26 protein-coding genes and 1 pseudogene are annotated in these 16,191 nt (G+C 69.7%); all 27 read left to right on the top strand.

Going from position 1 to position 16,191, the window contains the following annotated elements; genetic code table 11:
* Window positions 1-69 precede the first annotated feature (69 nt).
* The 27 genes and pseudogenes from C3K08_RS17915 (at window position 70) to C3K08_RS08330 (ending at window position 15,700) form a co-directional block, all read left to right on the top strand.
* A complete protein-coding gene (locus tag C3K08_RS17915; RefSeq protein WP_158679893.1) occupies window positions 70-333 on the top strand; it encodes a helix-turn-helix transcriptional regulator in 264 nt (87 codons plus the stop codon).
* Window positions 330-527, top strand: a complete 198-nt coding sequence (locus tag C3K08_RS08455) for a hypothetical protein (RefSeq protein ID WP_104990905.1) — start codon at window positions 330-332, stop codon at window positions 525-527. The genes C3K08_RS17915 and C3K08_RS08455 overlap by 4 nt, the downstream gene beginning before the upstream one ends.
* Window positions 528-584: 57 nt before the next feature.
* Window positions 585-998: a hypothetical protein gene (locus tag C3K08_RS08450; protein WP_104990904.1), complete on the top strand. Its 414-nt coding sequence runs from the start codon at window positions 585-587 to the stop codon at window positions 996-998.
* Window positions 995-1,495 (top strand): hypothetical protein, encoded by a 501-nt coding sequence (locus tag C3K08_RS08445; protein WP_104990903.1) that lies wholly within the window; start codon window positions 995-997, stop codon window positions 1,493-1,495. Before C3K08_RS08450 ends, C3K08_RS08445 begins: the two co-directional genes overlap by 4 nt.
* Window positions 1,492-1,692 (top strand): hypothetical protein, encoded by a 201-nt coding sequence (locus tag C3K08_RS08440; protein ID WP_104990902.1) that lies wholly within the window; start codon window positions 1,492-1,494, stop codon window positions 1,690-1,692. The genes C3K08_RS08445 and C3K08_RS08440 overlap by 4 nt, the downstream gene beginning before the upstream one ends.
* Window positions 1,689-1,925 carry a hypothetical protein gene (locus tag C3K08_RS08435; protein WP_104990901.1) on the top strand — a complete coding sequence of 79 codons (237 nt, stop codon included), beginning with the start codon at window positions 1,689-1,691 and terminating at the stop codon, window positions 1,923-1,925. Before C3K08_RS08440 ends, C3K08_RS08435 begins: the two co-directional genes overlap by 4 nt.
* Window positions 1,925-2,158, top strand: coding sequence for a hypothetical protein (locus C3K08_RS08430; RefSeq protein ID WP_104990900.1), 234 nt, complete (start codon window positions 1,925-1,927; stop codon window positions 2,156-2,158). Before C3K08_RS08435 ends, C3K08_RS08430 begins: the two co-directional genes overlap by 1 nt.
* Window positions 2,155-2,727, top strand: a pseudogene (locus tag C3K08_RS08425) (Rad52/Rad22 family DNA repair protein); the annotation flags it as partial. The gene C3K08_RS08430 and the pseudogene C3K08_RS08425, both read left to right, overlap by 4 nt.
* Window positions 2,728-3,070: 343 nt before the next feature.
* Entirely contained in the window at window positions 3,071-3,577 is a 507-nt protein-coding gene (locus tag C3K08_RS08420) for an HNH endonuclease (RefSeq protein WP_104990899.1), read from the top strand.
* Entirely contained in the window at window positions 3,564-4,370 is an 807-nt protein-coding gene (locus C3K08_RS08415; protein WP_104990898.1) for a hypothetical protein, read from the top strand. The genes C3K08_RS08420 and C3K08_RS08415 overlap by 14 nt, the downstream gene beginning before the upstream one ends.
* Window positions 4,367-5,311: a hypothetical protein gene (locus C3K08_RS08410; protein ID WP_104990897.1), complete on the top strand. Its 945-nt coding sequence runs from the start codon at window positions 4,367-4,369 to the stop codon at window positions 5,309-5,311. Before C3K08_RS08415 ends, C3K08_RS08410 begins: the two co-directional genes overlap by 4 nt.
* Complete coding sequence (locus C3K08_RS08405) at window positions 5,308-5,808, top strand: hypothetical protein (protein WP_104990896.1); 501 nt, start codon at window positions 5,308-5,310, stop codon at window positions 5,806-5,808. The genes C3K08_RS08410 and C3K08_RS08405 overlap by 4 nt, the downstream gene beginning before the upstream one ends.
* Window positions 5,805-8,354, top strand: coding sequence for a ParB N-terminal domain-containing protein (locus C3K08_RS08400; RefSeq protein WP_158679892.1), 2,550 nt, complete (start codon window positions 5,805-5,807; stop codon window positions 8,352-8,354). The genes C3K08_RS08405 and C3K08_RS08400 overlap by 4 nt, the downstream gene beginning before the upstream one ends.
* A gap of 49 nt (window positions 8,355-8,403) precedes the next feature.
* A complete protein-coding gene (locus C3K08_RS08395) occupies window positions 8,404-8,706 on the top strand; it encodes a hypothetical protein (RefSeq protein ID WP_104990894.1) in 303 nt (100 codons plus the stop codon).
* Entirely contained in the window at window positions 8,706-9,209 is a 504-nt protein-coding gene (locus tag C3K08_RS08390; protein ID WP_104990893.1) for a hypothetical protein, read from the top strand. The genes C3K08_RS08395 and C3K08_RS08390 overlap by 1 nt, the downstream gene beginning before the upstream one ends.
* Window positions 9,206-9,577, top strand: coding sequence for a hypothetical protein (locus C3K08_RS08385; RefSeq protein WP_104990892.1), 372 nt, complete (start codon window positions 9,206-9,208; stop codon window positions 9,575-9,577). Before C3K08_RS08390 ends, C3K08_RS08385 begins: the two co-directional genes overlap by 4 nt.
* Window positions 9,574-9,996 (top strand): hypothetical protein, encoded by a 423-nt coding sequence (locus tag C3K08_RS08380; RefSeq protein WP_104990891.1) that lies wholly within the window; start codon window positions 9,574-9,576, stop codon window positions 9,994-9,996. The genes C3K08_RS08385 and C3K08_RS08380 overlap by 4 nt, the downstream gene beginning before the upstream one ends.
* Window positions 9,993-10,379, top strand: a complete 387-nt coding sequence (locus C3K08_RS08375) for a DUF6283 family protein (protein WP_158679891.1) — start codon at window positions 9,993-9,995, stop codon at window positions 10,377-10,379. The genes C3K08_RS08380 and C3K08_RS08375 overlap by 4 nt, the downstream gene beginning before the upstream one ends.
* Window positions 10,376-10,837 carry a hypothetical protein gene (locus C3K08_RS08370; RefSeq protein WP_104990889.1) on the top strand — a complete coding sequence of 154 codons (462 nt, stop codon included), beginning with the start codon at window positions 10,376-10,378 and terminating at the stop codon, window positions 10,835-10,837. The genes C3K08_RS08375 and C3K08_RS08370 overlap by 4 nt, the downstream gene beginning before the upstream one ends.
* A gap of 2 nt (window positions 10,838-10,839) precedes the next feature.
* The gene (locus tag C3K08_RS08365) at window positions 10,840-11,493 is read left to right on the top strand and encodes a 3'-5' exonuclease (RefSeq protein ID WP_104990888.1); all 654 of its coding nucleotides are present in this window, start codon (window positions 10,840-10,842) and stop codon (window positions 11,491-11,493) included.
* 16 nt (window positions 11,494-11,509) lie between these two features.
* The gene (locus C3K08_RS08360) at window positions 11,510-11,842 is read left to right on the top strand and encodes a hypothetical protein (RefSeq protein WP_158679890.1); all 333 of its coding nucleotides are present in this window, start codon (window positions 11,510-11,512) and stop codon (window positions 11,840-11,842) included.
* Window positions 11,839-12,225: a hypothetical protein gene (locus C3K08_RS08355; RefSeq protein WP_158679889.1), complete on the top strand. Its 387-nt coding sequence runs from the start codon at window positions 11,839-11,841 to the stop codon at window positions 12,223-12,225. Before C3K08_RS08360 ends, C3K08_RS08355 begins: the two co-directional genes overlap by 4 nt.
* The gene (locus tag C3K08_RS08350) at window positions 12,222-12,989 is read left to right on the top strand and encodes a hypothetical protein (protein ID WP_104990885.1); all 768 of its coding nucleotides are present in this window, start codon (window positions 12,222-12,224) and stop codon (window positions 12,987-12,989) included. Before C3K08_RS08355 ends, C3K08_RS08350 begins: the two co-directional genes overlap by 4 nt.
* Window positions 12,990-13,111: 122 nt before the next feature.
* Window positions 13,112-13,378 carry a hypothetical protein gene (locus C3K08_RS08345; RefSeq protein WP_104990884.1) on the top strand — a complete coding sequence of 89 codons (267 nt, stop codon included), beginning with the start codon at window positions 13,112-13,114 and terminating at the stop codon, window positions 13,376-13,378.
* A gap of 158 nt (window positions 13,379-13,536) precedes the next feature.
* On the top strand, window positions 13,537-13,818 hold the full coding sequence (locus tag C3K08_RS18460) for a VRR-NUC domain-containing protein (protein ID WP_234009018.1): 282 nt from the start codon (window positions 13,537-13,539) through the stop codon (window positions 13,816-13,818).
* On the top strand, window positions 13,815-14,222 hold the full coding sequence (locus tag C3K08_RS08335) for a hypothetical protein (RefSeq protein WP_104990882.1): 408 nt from the start codon (window positions 13,815-13,817) through the stop codon (window positions 14,220-14,222). Before C3K08_RS18460 ends, C3K08_RS08335 begins: the two co-directional genes overlap by 4 nt.
* Window positions 14,219-15,700, top strand: coding sequence for a hypothetical protein (locus C3K08_RS08330; RefSeq protein ID WP_104990881.1), 1,482 nt, complete (start codon window positions 14,219-14,221; stop codon window positions 15,698-15,700). The genes C3K08_RS08335 and C3K08_RS08330 overlap by 4 nt, the downstream gene beginning before the upstream one ends.
* Window positions 15,701-16,191 lie beyond the last annotated feature (491 nt).

Genomic DNA, 16,191 nt, shown 5'->3' with positions numbered 1-16,191 from the left:
GTTCCCGATCCGCCACACTTCACCCGCTCTAGCATTGAATTGCTAGAATATGACTGCTAGACTGTGGGTATGGAGCCGACAACCTCACCTGTTAGGGCCTATGGCCTGAGCCAGCTCCAGACGCTCAGGGCGTGGAGAAAGCTGACCCAGCAGCAGCTTTCCGACGTCTCTGGCGTAAAACTTTCGACCATCCAGAAGCAGGAGCGCGGTGTCGTCGAAGACGCCGTGGTCAGCGTTGCAGCCCCCATTGCGGAGGCCCTAGCTGTACCAGTTGAAGCACTTTGGGATGCCTCAATTACCAAAAAATTGCTAGAGCAAGAGGGGGCTGCATGATCCGCAAGAACTCCATCACAGAGGTCCGCATCCGCCGCGAGCCGTGTCCGGTCATCGCCCACCACTTCGGCGCCTTCGTGCTGGAGCGGGCCGCCGCCGCTGGGCTCGACGTCCGGGGGCTGGCCCCTCATCCCATCACTCCGCCCGCGCCCCAGGCGCGTCACGAGCAGGCCAAAGGAATTCGCCCGGCCTGAGCCAAAAGAAGAGGGCGCGTCCGAACACGCGCCCGCCTACGAACTTTCGAGGTCTTCATGACTGTACCACAGGCTTCCATCCTCGACCCGCTCAAGCGCCCGCTGTCCACCGTGGTAGACGGCCACCCGCTCGACCTCTCCTCCCGCCTCGGCAAGCGCCGCCTTTTCCGCCACTCCGTCTCGCCGCAGGCTGCGGGCGAGGGCTGGACGCGCCTGGTGTTCGTGCCCGGTTGGCTTGGCCGCCTGCCCAGCGGCCGCGCCTGCCACGTGATCGAGGAGGTCTGCCCAACCGGCGAGGTGGAGCCGACGCTCCAGCGGATTCAGGAGGAGCACGGCGTCCACCTGTGGGTGCGCCCGATCTCGCTGCCCATCAGCCGTCAGCGCGGCAACTACTGGTGGCCCGAGGTCTACATCACCCCCTGGGTCTACGCCCGGCCCAAGCTGCGGTCGCTGCTGGCGGTGGCGGCATGACGGGGGGCGTCTACCGTCAGGTCGAGGTCCTGCGCCTGGAGCGCGACCCGCATGCCGACATGCACGCGCCAGAGCAGCCCTACCGCCTGACGCTGTGGGACCCGGAGACCAATGTCCACGACCCGGAGCAGCCGCATGGGTGCCGGAACCTCAGCGGCGAGGAGGTGCGGGCATTGGTGGTGACCGGTCAGCGCCTGCTGAACGAGGCCCCGCAGACCGCCGCCGCCCTGGACGTGCTGCGCGAGCGCCACCGCCAAATCACCGAGGAGGAGCGCTCCCCGCTGGCCGACGACGGGCTGACCGAGAACGAACTCGTGCGGGCGGCCGTCGCCTACGCCACGGAGGGGGTGGTCTTCGCCCACTTCCCGCTTCTGACCTGGCCGTGGGACGCCGCCGGGTTCAAGCCCACCGACAAGCGGCGCAACCTCGTGAAGGCGGCGGCGCTGCTGATGGCCGAGATCGAGCGACTGGACCGCGCGGCGGGGGGTGCCCGGTGAGCGCCTCGCACGCTGCCCGCAACCTCGCGCAGATCGAGCTGCTGCGCCTCAGCCTCACCGCTCGCCCCACGGTGGGCACCGGCTACCGCCCCAGCGCGTGGTGCCACCATTGCGGCGGGACCTACGACGCCAGTCTGACCGCCTGCCCTGAGTGCGACCACCCGCAGGCTGCCCCCGTGCGGGAGGTGACGCGGTGACACGCTTCTCCCCCCGCGCCCTCCTGGCCCAGAGCGCCCAGGCCGCGCTGCTGAGCGCCAACCCCGAACGGGAGCCACAGCACGTCGCTGCTGATGCCGTGGAGCACGCTGACGCACTGCTGGCCCTGCTGGGGCAGAGCGCCTTCGTGCAGGACGCGGCACTGCACATCCCGCCCATCACGGTGGGCGACCCGGCCGACAAACTCGCCGAGTTGATCGAGAGGGGGCGCTGATGCGCTCCTACCTCCGCTCGCAGTTTGGCTTCGGCCCCCTGGGGCTGCTGCTAGCCCTGCCGCTCGTGGTGCTGGCCGTCGTGCTGGGGCTGGATGCCCTGCAGCACGCCGCGCTGGCCGTGACTGAACCCCTTCGGCTGCTGCTGGTCGTCCCGGAGATCGGGGCTGCCAGCGGCCTGCTGCTGCTCACCCGGCGCATTCAAGACGCCGTGCCCCAGGAGGTGACCCCGTGAAGCTGTCTGACGTTCAGAAGCGGCTGGAGATGCCCTTTCCCGCCCACCTCGTGGGGTGGAAGCCGCAGGCCCTGACCAAGGACCGCACCCGCGCCCTGCTGGTGGCCTATGTGGACGCCCGCGCCGTGCAGAGCCGCCTCGACGCCATCTGCCCGGACGCCTGGGAGTTCCGCTGCCGTGAAGTGCCCGGTACCCCCACGCCGACGGTCCACGGCAGCCTGACCGTCCTGGGCGTCACCCGCGAGGACTTCGGCGAAGCGGGCGAGGGCGACGCGGGCACGCTGAAAGCCGCTGCCTCTGACGCCCTCAAGCGCTGCGCCGTCCAGTTCGGTATCGGACGCTACCTCTACGATCTGCCCAAGTTCTGGGGTGACTGGGACGAGAAGAAGCGCGAGCCGGTCACCCTCCCCGAGCTACCCGAGTGGGCGCGTCCCGAGCACGAGCGCAGCCCCGGCGGGGCGCACCTCGTCCAGGCGATGGAGCAACTCAGGTCCGAACTGCCGGACGACCTGGGCCTCCAGCGCGAGGTCTACAAGCACCTGAAGGCGGCGCTGACCAGCCTCCATCCGCCGCAGTCGTACGACAGCGCTCCCCGCGAGTCTGAAACGGAGGGCGACTTGCCGACCTCCCGTATTGACCCGATCACGCGGGGCACCAAGGGCCAGATCGCCGCGCATCTGGAGGGCCGCCGCTGGGGCCTCGACCGCCCCACCCGGCTGGCCTTCACGTCCTGGCTGGCCGAGCGCCGGGACGCGCCCCTGGCAACCAGCGCGGACCTGACCGAAGCGGAGGGCCGCAAGGCCCTGGAAGCCCTGGAGCGGTGCTTCAAGCCCAAGGCCTTGCTGGAGCAGTGGCGGGCCAATCCCGCAGGGCTGCCCGGCGAGGCCGAGGCGATGGGGGCGGTGGGCTGAGATGGCCGAGATCGCACTCGTCGGCAAGCGGGGGAAGGGGAAGGTGGCGCTCTGCGACGACGCGGATTACGCCCTCCTCTCGCAGTACCGGTGGCACGTCAACAGCGACGGGTACGTTCGCACGTACTGGCGCAAGCCCGGCATCCGCAGCACCACGATCCAGATGCACCTCCTGCTGGTCGACGAGAAGGGCGGGCGTTACAAGGACCACCGGGACGGCAACAAGCTGGACAACCGCCGCGCCAACCTGCGGCCCTGCACGCAGCAGGAGAACTCCTTCAACCGCCGGATGCACCGCAACAACAAGAGCGGGTACAAGGGCGTGGTCCAGCGCAAGGGGAAGTGGGCTGCGTTCGTGCACAAGGACCGGAGACAGACGTTCCTCGGCCTGTACGACACGCCGGAGCTGGCAGCAGCGGCCTACAACGGCGCGGCCCGTGCTCTGTTTGGCGCGTTCGCGCGGCTGAACGTGCTGCCTCTTCCGGAGGTGGCCCATGCCAGCGACTGACGCGGCGCCCCTGGCCGACGTGCTGGCCGAGATGTTCGCGGCGGCAGCGGCGGGCCAGGTGGCCCGGCGGACCGTCTCGCGGGGCCTGCACCTGCGGGCGGTCGTGCGGGAGAGCGGGCGGCGCGAGCTGCTGCTGTGGCGCACCGCCTCGCGCCTTCCCAGCGGGACCGAGTGCAAGGTGGTCGCCCGTGACGCCGGGTTCGTCGAGCCGGTGTTCAAGGCCTGGGCCGTCGAGGGCGTGGACGGGTTCCACCTCCGCGACCGCGCCGACTGGCAGCACCCCTGCACGCACGACTGGGGCGGGACGACGTTCATCTCCGGGCGGCAGGAGGGCGGGACTTCCCGGACCTGCCGCCGCTGCGGGACCACGGCCTGTACAGTCCACAAGCGCCGGGGCAAGGGCACCACGTACCTCTACAACGAGCACGAGGTCAGCGAGCAGGCGTACCTCGCGGCCACGGTGAGCGGGCCGATGCCGAGCACGCTGGACCGCGAGGCGCGGGCGGCGCTGATGGCCGAGGTCGCGCAGGTGCCTGTCGCCACGACCGACCGCCTGGCGCTGCGGGGCGAGGTCTGCGGGCTGTGCCGCCACGGGACGCCCGAGTGGGACGGCATGATCGCCTGCACGCTGGGCTGGGAGGCTCACGACAACGTCTGGCGGGAGCCGTTCGGTGGGACAAGCTGGCTGCCCGCTCAGGCCGGTCACCCCGGCGTCCCCCTGCCGCTGCTCTCGCCCCATTGCCGCTGCATGGCGACGGGCGGACGCTGGCTGCCGAAGGTGGTGGCGGCATGAGGAGCAAGAACCGGGGCGTGGCCCTCGTTGGCCAGTTTCTGGGCCAGGAGAACGTCATCCCCGTTCCGGTCCCCTTCGTGTACCTGCTGGGCGACTACACCGCCGCCGCGTTCCTCTCGCAGTGCCTGTACTGGAGCACCCGCACGAAGAACCCGGAAGGGTGGTTCCACAAGACGCTCAAGGAGTGGAAGGCCGAGCTGCTGCTCTCGCCCGATCAGGTGCGGCGCTGCCACAAGACCTGCGAGGCCTACCTCGAAGTGGCGACCGGCGGCGAGAACAACCGCACCCACTACCGCGTCAAGGAAGACGAGTTGGAGGAGGCCCTTCACTTGTTGGGAAACCCCACAAGTGGTTATCGGGAAACCCAACAACCGGTTGTTGGGAAACCCCACAAGCACTTCTCGACAAACCCAACAACCCTTAATAAGGAAGCAAAGACTACGTCAGAGACCACGGCAGAGGAGGGCGCTTCGCGCTCCGCCGCCGCGACCCAGGAAGCCGGGGAAGGTCAACCCTCCGGTACTCGCGGCGCTGATCGCGCCGAGGCCCCTGACGGGGCCGGGAAGGCGAGCGCTCGACCCGTCACGGGTGCTCAGTCGGAAGGTGGGCACGAAACGGGTCAGGCCACGGGCACTGAAGAAGTTCCGGCCCGGCCCGGCGAGGCCGCGCTGCGCTCCGCGATGGGCGAGAAGTTCTACGGCGAGCTGCTGGCCGAGGACCCCGACCGCGCGGCCTGGGGCGACCTGACCACCGAGCGCATCGGCGAGCTGCGGACCGCCGCCAAGGCGGAGGCCAAGGACAAAAAGCTCGCCAAGTGGCGCACCCCCTTCATTGCACTGCTGGACGCGGAGATCGTGCGCGTCCCCGAAACCCCCGCCGCCCCCACGAAGGCCAGCGTGTCTGACCTCGTGCGGTCGCGCATCCAAGGAGCGAAGTCGTGAGCAACGCCGAGCCCATCCCCACCGAGCAGATCGACCCGCAAACCCTCAGCCTCGCCCGGATGCTCATGGCGTCGCCCAACGCCCGGCGCAGCCTCCAGCGCAGCATCGAGACCCAGCAGCAGCAGCGCGAGGCGAAGCGCACGCCCCGCCCCAGCGCCCTGCCGATGGACTGCCCCCACTGCGGCGCCCCTGGCATCACGTACCTGACGCTGCCTACCAAGGACGGCCCGCGCGAGTTCAAGCGCAAGCCAATGGACTGCTGCCAGCCCGCCCTGCGCGACGCCGCCGAGAACGCGCTGCACTACGCGCTGAACCCCAACAACTGCGCCGAGGAGCGCGTGGAGGCCGCCGACCGCTACGCCGCGCTGAAGGCCAGCATCACGCCCCCGGTTCTGCTGAGCCAGCTGGAGGAGCATGAGGCGATCCTGGCCGACATCGAGGCCCGCGTCTCCGGCCTGACCCGCGCCCAGGGCGGCGTGGAATGGGGGCCGCAGTGACCCGCGCCCTCTCGCCCGACGTGCAGGCGGTCCTGCGCGAGGCCACGATCAGCGAGGACGGCCTGACGCTGACCCTCGCCGGTGACCTCGACCGCAAGCTCTATCAGGCCACCGCCAAGGCGATCGAGGCCCTGGGCGGCAAGTGGAACCGCAAGGCCCAGGCCCATCTGTTCACGAGCGACGTGCGCCAGATCCTGGCCGGGGTGCTGGACGGCGACAAGCTGCCCAAGAAGAACCCGCTGGCCTTCTTCGAGACGCCCGAGCCGCTGGTGGAGCTGATGCTCAGCTTCCTGGGCGACGTGCGAGGCGTGCGGGTACTGGAACCCAGCGCCGGAGATGGGGCCATCGCAGACGCGCTGCTGGACGCCGGGGCCGAGGTGGACGTGATCGAGCTCGACGACACCCGGCACGCCCACCTCGTCGGGGCCGGGTATCAGCCGGTGGCCCGCGACTTCCTGGCCTTCACGCCCACCGAGCCCTACCCCGTAATCGTCATGAATCCGCCGTTCACCGCCGAGGGGGACGCGCAGGCCTACATCACGCACATCGAGCACGCCTGGACTAACTGCCTCGCCCCCGGAGGCACGCTCGTCGCCATTGCCCCCAGCGGCTTCACCTTCCGCCAGGACAAGCGGGCGCAGACCTTCCGCACCCTCGTCGAAGACCACGGCGAGCACACCCCGAACGCCGAAAACGCCTTTGTCGAGAGCGGCACGGGCGTCCAGACCGTGACCCTCTGCGTCCGCAAGCCCGCTCCCGCACAGGAGGTTGCTATGCCCGTCCCCACCGAACAGCCCGTTGCTGGAGAAGCGCCCTCCCTGGAGGGCCAGGCCCCCCGCCTCACCCCTGGCATCCTCGGACTGTTGCTGGTGCCGCTGAGCCAGACGGTCCGCAGCGCCTGCAACGTCCGCAACCACTACGACCCGCAGGCCGTGGAGGAACTGGCGGCCAGCCTCGCGGCCGAGGGGCAGATCGAGAACTGCACCGGCCGCTGGAACGCCGAGGGCCAGGTCGAGATCGTCGCGGGCGAGACGCGGCGCCGGGCGCAGCTGCTGCGGGTCGAGCGCGGCGAGATTCCCGCCGACTACCCCCTGATGGTCCACGTCCGTGAGATGACGGATGCCGAGGCCCTGGGCGTCAGCGCGACCGAGAACATGCGCCGCCGCTCGATGACCCCGCTGGAGGAGTGCGAGGCTATGCAGCGGTTGAACGAGGCCGGGCGCAGCATCGAGGAGATCCAGGCGATGTTCGGGTACAAGTCCGCCCAGCCCGTGGCTGACCGCATCCTCGTGGCCCGCAACCTGCACACCACCCCGCGTGAGTTGTTGGACCGGGGTGAGCTGAGCCTCGCGGCCGCGATGGTGATCGCGCGTGCGCCCGGCCAGGACCTCCAGCTGAGCATGACCTCGTCCGCGACCGGCTACATGAAGACCAGCGCGACGGGGCTGGCCCAAATGCTTACGCGAGGAGAGTTCCTGGCGAAGCACGCCCGATTCGATGTGGAAAAGAGTGGACTGGAGGTCCGAAAGGACTTGTTCGACACGTTCGAGGCGTACTTCGCCGATAAGGCCATGGCGCTGAACCTCCAGATCGAGTGGATGAAGGCGAAGGCCGAAAAGCTGCGCGCCAAGGGCAAGCACGAGTTCGTCCACGTCATCACCGACGGACAATTCGAGCGCTATGGGCGCGGCCCCTATACCGGCTGGGCGGACGACGGCAAGGGCGGGCTGGTCTTCGTTCTGAATCCACACACCGGAGAGGTGCGGCAGGAAGACCGCGTGCAGTTGCGGGCCAGCGCGACGGACGGCGGAGAGAAGCCGCAGAAGGTCCGGGAGACGGCGGACAGCGCCTATCAAGAGGCGCACGAGCTGCGGGCGCGGGCGCTGCGCGAGTCGGTCCTAGGCAATACACACCTGACGCTGGCGCTGACGGTGTGGGGCCTGATCCTAGGCGGACAGCCGGGGTCCGGCCGGGTGAAGCTGGCCGAACTCAACGGCCTGCCGGAGAAGGCCAAACGTGCCGAGCTCATGCCGGAGTTGCACGTCCGTTCTGCGCGGCTGGGCGAAGTTCTCGCTCCTATCGAAACCCGGAGTCAGGCCTATCACGCGGTCCTGTACGGCAAGGTCCCGGACGTTCACGCCCTGCTGCGCCTACTGATCGACACGCCGGACGAGACGCTGCTGGACTATCTGAACACTCTCGTGAGCGTCACGGCTTACGACTGGAGCGTCTACGACAACAAGCGCCCGGCCTCTGCCGAGTACGCGCTGCTGGCCTCCCTGACCGACGCGCCGCAGCGCCTCGCCGCCAGCTTCAGGCTCACCGACGAGTGGCTCAAGCGCTACCCCAAGCACGAGCTGCTGGCCCTCGCGGACGAAGCGGGGCTGGGCCGGGCGCTGATCGAGGACTGCGGGACCCTGAAGGAGATGCGTGCCCGCCTGCTGGAGCACGCTGACCGGCTGCACACAGAGGGCTTCGTGCCCGCGCTGGTCCGCTTCCCGGAGCCGCCCGCGACCCCTGACGCCACCGCGACCGCCGCCGACTGAAGCCACACAGGGGGCTGCCTCGCGCGGCCCCTTTCCGGAGGGACTGACCATGACGATACCTGTACAGACCTCGGCGCACGCTGCCCTGTCCATCGAGCCCTACCCCCGTCCCGGCAACCCCGACCGCTACGGCCTGATCCTGCCGAGCGGCGAGGTCATCGGTTTCGGCTGCACCCTCTTCCACGCCCGCCGCTGGCGGGAGGGCTGGAACGCCCGCATGAACCTCCAGAGCCAGCGCAGCGGCCCCCAGGAGCCCGAGGACGGTGCCCGCCACTGGCACCGGGGCTGGGAGCGGGCCAACGCCTATGAGCGCCAGCGCGAGCAGCGCGAACAGGCCAGGGAGGTGGCCTGATGGACTACCTCCAGGCCCACAACGCTCGCGGCTTCCTGCACGCCTCGACCTGCGACTGGCCCGAGGGGTTTGGAGAGGAGTTCCGCCGCTGCATGGAAGCCCAGGGCATGACGGTCACCCGGTTCTTGCCCGAGCAGCTCGCGGCCCTGCGCTCTGCCCCCATCCTCGGCGAGCCCCAGGCCCCTGAACCCCAGGGAGCGGCGGCGGCTGGCCCGAGTTTGGCCCCCGAGCGGCCGTTGCCGGAGATCGGCCAGGAGGTGCTCTCGCCTGTGCTGGGGCGGGCCACCGTCACGCACTACCTCACCTGGCCGGACGGGAGCCGCGCCGCTGCTGTGGAGAACCGCCGTGGTGCAGGCCTCGTGCGTCCGGGCGAGTGGAAGGCCGTGCCCGCCGAGCCCCCCGCACCTGCCCCTGAGGTGGCCGCGCCCGTCGTCCCGCCCGTCGCCATTCCGCCGGGGCAGTGGATCATGCCCAGCCTGTTCGATTTCGGAGGGGGCGCATGATTCGGCCCGAGACGTCGGCGGCGCTCGCGCAGGCCTTCCCCCACCGGTTCATCTGGTTTGCGAAGCACAACGTCCTGCGCATTAGCGCCGACGGACACCACCGGACGGGCGGCCCCTGCGTCGACGCTTTCCTCGACACCGAGCTGCACGGCGGCATCGTTCAGGCCGCCCTCCAAGCGGAGTGCGACGCACGCGGTTGGGGCTGGACGCAGCGCGTTCTGCGCGGCAAAGAAGGCACCGGCTACATCGGGCGCGTGTGGGTGCTCGAAGGCGAGGCCGAAGAAGCCCGGTACCTGGGCGTCGAAACCGCCCCCACCGCTCTCCAGGCATTGGCCGAGGCGGTCCTGGCCGCTGCGAGGAACCCATGAAACAGACCCTGAAAGTCAGCGTGGACGCGATCAAGCACGAGTGGGACAAGGACGGCGTGCCGTTCACCACCCTGCACCTCGAACTCCCCAGTGGTGCGGACCTGAAGTACCTCCAGCGGGCGCACCGCATCACGCGCAAGAAGGACACCCGTGAGGCGGCCACCTTCACCCTGCGCATCTTCGGGGGTGGCGACCGGCGCACCTGGAACCTCACCAGCAAGGGCAGCAAGACCAAGGACTACAAGGTGGTGGCGGTCGTCGAGGTTCACTTCAACGAGCACGCCCACTTCGAGCGGTACTTCGACCCCGCGAGCCCCGACACCTACGAGGTGGAACTAACGGTGGAGATCGTCGAGCCGTCCACGCCGCTGTTCCCGCCCAAGGACGAGGACCGCGACGGCGAGGGGCTGAGCGCATGACGCCTGAGCATCTGCCCCTCCGTAGCAACGAAGACGTGGCCGCCCTGTTCAGCCTGAAGCGGCCTTGTCAGGACTGCCCTTTCCGCCGCGACGCGCCCGGCTACCTGCGCCCCGGGAAGGTCGACGAGATCGTTCGTGAACAGGAGCAGGGCACGCCCTTCTTTTGCCACAAGACGACCACCTGCACGGGTTACAAGACCACCGACCGCCGCGCCCGGTACTGCGCGGGCAGCCTTCTGTATGGGGAAGCCGTCCACCGCCACATCCTGCCTGTGCGTCTCGCCATCCACCTGGGCTTATGGGACCCAAGAGCTCTCCAGCGAGACGTGCCTGTACTGGACAGCCCGGCGGACCTGCGAGCACATCACGGGGGGCGGTCGTGAAGGCCCTCTCCCTCTCCATCCCCTGGCCGACCGCCATTGAGCGCCACGGCAAGCGCACCGAGAACCGCCCACGCTGGGCCCGGCACCCGCACCTGATCGCGCAGGCCCGGCGCATGGTCGGCCAGGACCTCGCCATTCACAGCAGCGGCACCTACGACCGCGAGGGGGCCGAGTACATCGAGCGGCTGACTGGCGTGCTCTACCGCCGCCAAGACGTGCCCGCCAAGGCCGTCACCAGCGTGGTCACCGTGACCGGCCTGCTGCTGCCCGGCGACCCCTGCCCGCCCGGGCTGGAGCGCTGGTACTTCGGCAGCCTCGCCCTGGTGCTGGACAACGTGCGCGTGCTGCCCAATCCGGTCGCGGTGTCCGGGAGCCTGGGCTTCTGGACACTGACTGGTGACGTGCTGGCCGACGTGAACACGCAACTCGAAGCCCTCTCCCACCTCCGGAGCGCCTGACCATGACGAACAGTCCCCACCTCGACCTGTTTCTCGACTGGGCTACCGACCCCCGCCTCGCCGTTCTCGACACCGAGACCACCGGCTTTCACGGGGAGGTGATCGAGCTGGGCATTGTAGACGCCTGGGGCCGGACACTCTTCAATGAGCGCATCCGCCCGAGCTGCCCGATTGAACCCGGCGCGCAGGCGGTCCACGGCATCACCGACCCCGACGTGCAGGACTGCCCATCTATCGCCGCGTTCTGGCCGCGCCTCCGCGACATCCTGAGCGCCCACCGCATCGTGATCTACAACAAGGCTTTCGACGTGCCTCGCCTGAGCGACACGCTCGACGCCGCGATGCCGCAGTGGTACGCCCACCCCAGCGGCCGGGGGCACAGCGACGAGTACAAACCCTTTCAGACCTTCTGTCGCTCAGCGGAATGCGTGATGGAAGCCTACGCACCTCTTGCGGGATTGTGGAATGACCATCACCGCTCCTGGCGCTGGGCCAAGCTGCGCGACGCCTGCATCCAGCGGGGCGTGCAGACCGATGACCTCCGGGCCCACGCGGCGCTCGACGACGCGCTGGCCACCCTGCGGCTGATTCAGGCGACGGCACTGCTCACGCCCGCAGATCTGCCCTGGCTGAACGAGGAGGTGGCCAATGCCTGAGGCAAGCACAGTTCCCGTGAACGCCCCTACCCCCTGGAACGCCACCCTGCACCTTGAAGTCCGCAGCAAGGGCAAGCCCGGCAAGCCCAGCATTGAGCGGCGGGTCTACACGGCCACCATCCCCGCGAGCGAGACAGAGCCTGACAGCGCCGAACTGCACATGGTGAAGACATTCGATCTCGGCCACTCCATGACCTTCTCGACGACCTCCTGGCAGCCCAGCGAGTTCGACCTCCAGGCCCGCACCTCCGTGTTCCGCGAGAGCCTGCGCCGCAGTGACCGGCTGGTCGACGAGTTGGAGCGCTTCGGCTGGACGCGCCGCCGAGACCTTGAGGGGGTGCAGGCGTGAGGGCTGAATCCCTGCCAGTCACACCGTTGCCTTTCCCGGACGCGATACGCCGCTTGGCCGACCGTTGCCCCGAGTTGCTGGAGGTCAAGGCGCATTGGATTGCGGTCACGCTCGACGACCGGCGAGATGTGGTGGCGCAAGTCACGGACGGTGAGGTTCGCTGGAGCTGGGGTGGCCTCGCCATCTTCCAGGCGGCTTTGGTGGCCTGGTGCGTGCAGCAGGGCTGGCAGCCGCACCTGTGGCTGAACAGCGTGCAGTGGTGTGCGGTGGCGCACTACCGGCCCTTCGTCCCCGACATCGGAGAGGGGGGCCAGCACCCGGCGGAGGCTTTGGTGCGGTCGGTCCTCTTCACGCTGGAAGAGCAGGACGGTGGTGCCGCGTGACCGCTGCCGAGATCGAAATCCAGCAACTCCTCACCCCCGAGGAACGCGCCCGCCGCGCCGAGCTGGAAGAACAGGTCGCCGTCGGCGTCCGCGCGGGCGCGATGGCGGGCCGGGCGCTGCGGACGCTCCAGGCAGAGAAGCTCTACCGCAGCAGCCACCCCACCTTCGAGGCTTACGGGCTGGAGACGTTCGGGCTCTCCCGTGCCCGCCTCTATCAGTTGATCGACTTCGCAGAGGTAGCGGAGGAGGCCGCCTCGCGCGGCATCGAGATCAGCAACGAGCGGGTGGCCCGTGCCCTGGGGGTGGTGGCGCCCGACGACTATGCCCTGGTCATCGACGTGACCCGCGCCGTGACCGGCAAGGCCCAACCCAGCAGCGCCGACGTGCAGGGGGTGGCCGACACCGTGCGCGGCCTCGCACAAGGCATGGAGGTCGAGCACCCCGATACCCAGGAGCCGGTGCCCCTGAGCGAGATCCCGCCTGAGCGCCGCGTGGAGGCCGTCGCCAAAGCCGTGCAGCGTGGCGCCCAGGACCGCAAAGACTTTCAGGGCACCGACGACGTGAAGCCGATGGACTACGTGGCCGGATTCCAGGGCATGGGCCTGCGCGGTGGGCTGATGTTCGGGCCGGAGGGCTACTGGCTGGAGGTGCTGGACCCGGCGACAGGAGAGATGCGCCCCGGTCCCGTCATGAAGTCGGTCTGGGATGCACCGCGAGCGTGGCGCCAGCAGCACGAGGCCGAAGGAAGCGAGGACCAAATTTGACCTGCCGTCTCTGTGGACACCCCACCGCCCACCACGTGTCTTGCCCCCTGGACCCCTCGACCCGCTCCCGTGCGCTGGCCGCTATCAGCAGCACGGGGGCCGTCGTCCCGCTGGAGAACCTTATGCCGGAAGCCCACGAGGACGCTGCCCAGATCGCCTACGTCTCGCGCGTCTTCATCCCCTTCTGCCCGGAGACCGGGCGGGTGCTGCGCGGGATGTACCGGGGCATGGGCATCCGGCAGGCCGAGGAGATGGAGGTGCACCATCTCTTGAAGACCTACCACCACGTCCGCGTCGGCACTGTCACCCTGCGTCCCTGGTGGCGGTGGTGGCAGTCCACGCCCCACGCGGTGCTGACCCCGTCCAACTACCTTGAGGTGCTGCTCTGACCCCCTACGACGACGCCTGGCTGCGCGAGTACCGCCGCCGTCACGCCCACCTGTTCCCAGGGGAGCAGGCCCCCGCCCCGGTCAGAGTGCCGGGCGCGGGGCTTCCACGGTCCGCCAGCAACGGGTACGTCAGTGAGGCCGCGTTTCAGGCGGCGGCGGTGGAGGAACTCATCCTGCGCGGCTGGGACGTGCACGAGAGCTACCTCGGCAGCGACGGCGGCGGCCGGGCATGGCTCACGCCGGGCTTCCCCGACCTGCTGGTCTACCGCCAGGACGGGGCACGCCGCCTCTGGTTCGCCGAACTCAAGCAGCCCGGTAACAAGCCCACCGACACCCAACTCGCCTACCACGCCCGCCTGCGCGCCGCCGGGTTCCGGGTGGTCGTGGCCTGGACCCTCGACGACCTCCTCGCCGCCGAAGCCGAAGAAAGGACCGCATGACCCACACCGCTGAGCGCCCCCAGGAGACCCGTTCCGTTCCATCTGGCCTGCCCCACCTCTACCGTCTCCTCGCCGTGTTCAGCGGCATCCCGAAGCCCCCCGCGCTCGCTGTGAAAGACGCGGGCCTGTGGACCCAGGACGAGCACGCTCCTCTGACCGATCACCACCGCGCCCTGCTGCGCCGCCTCGCGGAGGACGGCCGCGTCCAGTGGGTGACCTGGGGGCCGGACGGTCCGGGGTACGTGCTGACCGGCTACGGCGAGCTCGCCCTGGAGTCCTACCGCCAGCGCTACGGTCCGGCCTATGTCCCCCGGCGCGGCCCCTCGCTGGGGGAGATCGCCACCCGCAACCGCCAGCGTGACCGCCTGGTCGCCCTGCTGGAGCAGAGAAAGGAGCAGCGATGAGCTGGAAAGCCCGCCTCGACGAGGAGCAGCGACTGGCCGAGCACCGCGCCGCCCGCAAGCCAGGGAAAGCCCTGCCGCACAGCCTGCTGAGCCTGAAGCCCGGCGAGCTGGTGTACTACCGACCCACCCGCTCCCACCCCCGAGCGGGCAGCCGGGCAGTCGTCGTGCGCGGTCCCCGGAGCGGCGTGCGGGCGCCCAGCGTCCGCCTGCGCTTCCCCGACGGCGCGGAACAAACGGTTCCCGCTCGCCATGTCGGCCGCACCCCGGCTCAGCCGGAGACGCCGCCGTACCTGACCGACGCGCGTTCCCGGCCCGTGTGGAAGCGGATCGTCAAAATGCTGGCGAGCGCCGCCCAGCAGGATGGGCAACCCGGGGCCGAGCCCCTGCGCTGGGATGCCGAGGAGCGGGTGCGGCAGCTCGCGGGCACCGTCGCTCCCCGGGGTAGCGATGTCACCCGGAAAGCGGATATCACCCGCGTGCTCCTCGAAGCGGCAGGTGCGGAAGCGGTGGCAGCGGCGGCGCAGCAGGCTGGGCGGGGTGGACGCGGGCCGGTGGCGACGCCCCACCTCCCTGTGCCCACCCAGGAGGCCGAGGTGGGCCGCCTGACCCAGGAACAACGGGCGATGATCAACAACATCGCCCGCTGCATCCACCGCCGCTACTTCCTGTCCGACAAGGAGGTACGCGACCTCTCCGAGGGGGAGCGCGAGCAGGCCAAGATTCACGGGGTGCTGCGCCAGATCATCGGGGTAGGGGAGAGCGAGCTGGGGCCGATGGCCGTGAAGTCGGGTGGGAGCGGAAAGGGGCACCGGCTGCACGGGGAACTGGCGGACGCGCTGACCCGCTCGTATGCCCTGGCCCTGGAGGCCTGCCAGATGCTGATCGCGGGGCGCGACGACCATGCGCTCACGCTGGCCCTCCAGGTGCAGGAGCAGCGTCTTCAATACGTCACCGTAGGCCGCGAGCTGGAGCGGGCGCGGGTCAAGCACTTTACGGGTCGCTACTTCCACGGCGACGTGCTGAGCGTTCGCGTGGTGGACGAGGACGGAGGCATGACCCAGTACTACGCCCGGCTCACCATCGTCTACGGCGAGGACGGCCACAGCCTCGTGGTGGCGAACGCCGCCGAACTCGAAGCGTTGACCGGCACGCGGGTGGGGCCGGGGGGCTGGGCCGACCTGTGCCGCTGGATTGAGGACTTGAGCGACCGTGCCGGGGGCCGCAAGCCGGGGCGGCGGCAGGACGACGATGAGCACCTGATCTACCGTGACCACGACGATCACCTCGAACTGCGCGAGAGCGTGGGCCGCTTCCCTGGCCTCCTCCGGGCGCTGGAATGCGTGCGGCGGGCGCTGCTGGTCGAACACCCCCTCAAGGACATCCCAGCGGGGGAGATTCCGCCCAATCATCCGCAGCCGGGGTACCACCCGCCCACCCTGCCGGGAGGGCTTGACAGAGTTTCCCCAGAAACAGCCTAATTTCGCTCAAGCTGCACCACGTCTACCCGAATGCCACGCGCCCCTGCCTCTGAAGTGGGGGCGCTTCGCGTTGGTCTTGCCCCGGTGCAGCTCACCCCGCCCCTGGAGGTCCCGCCATGAAGTGCTGAGCCTCTCCCGTTCCCCGTCTGCCGATCCCCCGGCCTCCATCGACATGCGGCCCTGGTCGCCCATACCCCACCGAACCGCGCAGGGCTAAGCCTCTGGGCGTCGCGTCCTGCATCCGTGAACCGGGTGCGGCCCCCTGCGGCCACCCTCGCAGGCCGAACGCCGGGAGCCAGGCGTGACCGCCCGGAGAGACGGGCACCCTCCGCGCCCCGCCGAGCAGGCAGGCCGCCGCGCCGCCCACGCCCTCCAGGGCACAGCGGACCGGCTCACCCGGTGCATCTCCGGGAGGGCGCACCACCGGGCCGCAGGAATCCCCTGCCCCACGACCACCTCAAGACGCCGCTGCCCCATGGGCAAATCCTTGT

The organism is Deinococcus sp. NW-56, assembly GCF_002953415.1.
In the GTDB taxonomy this organism is placed as follows: Bacteria; Deinococcota; Deinococci; order Deinococcales; family Deinococcaceae; genus Deinococcus.
Note: the sequence above shows the minus strand (reverse complement) of the source record. Positions and strands in the feature narration are given on the sequence as shown.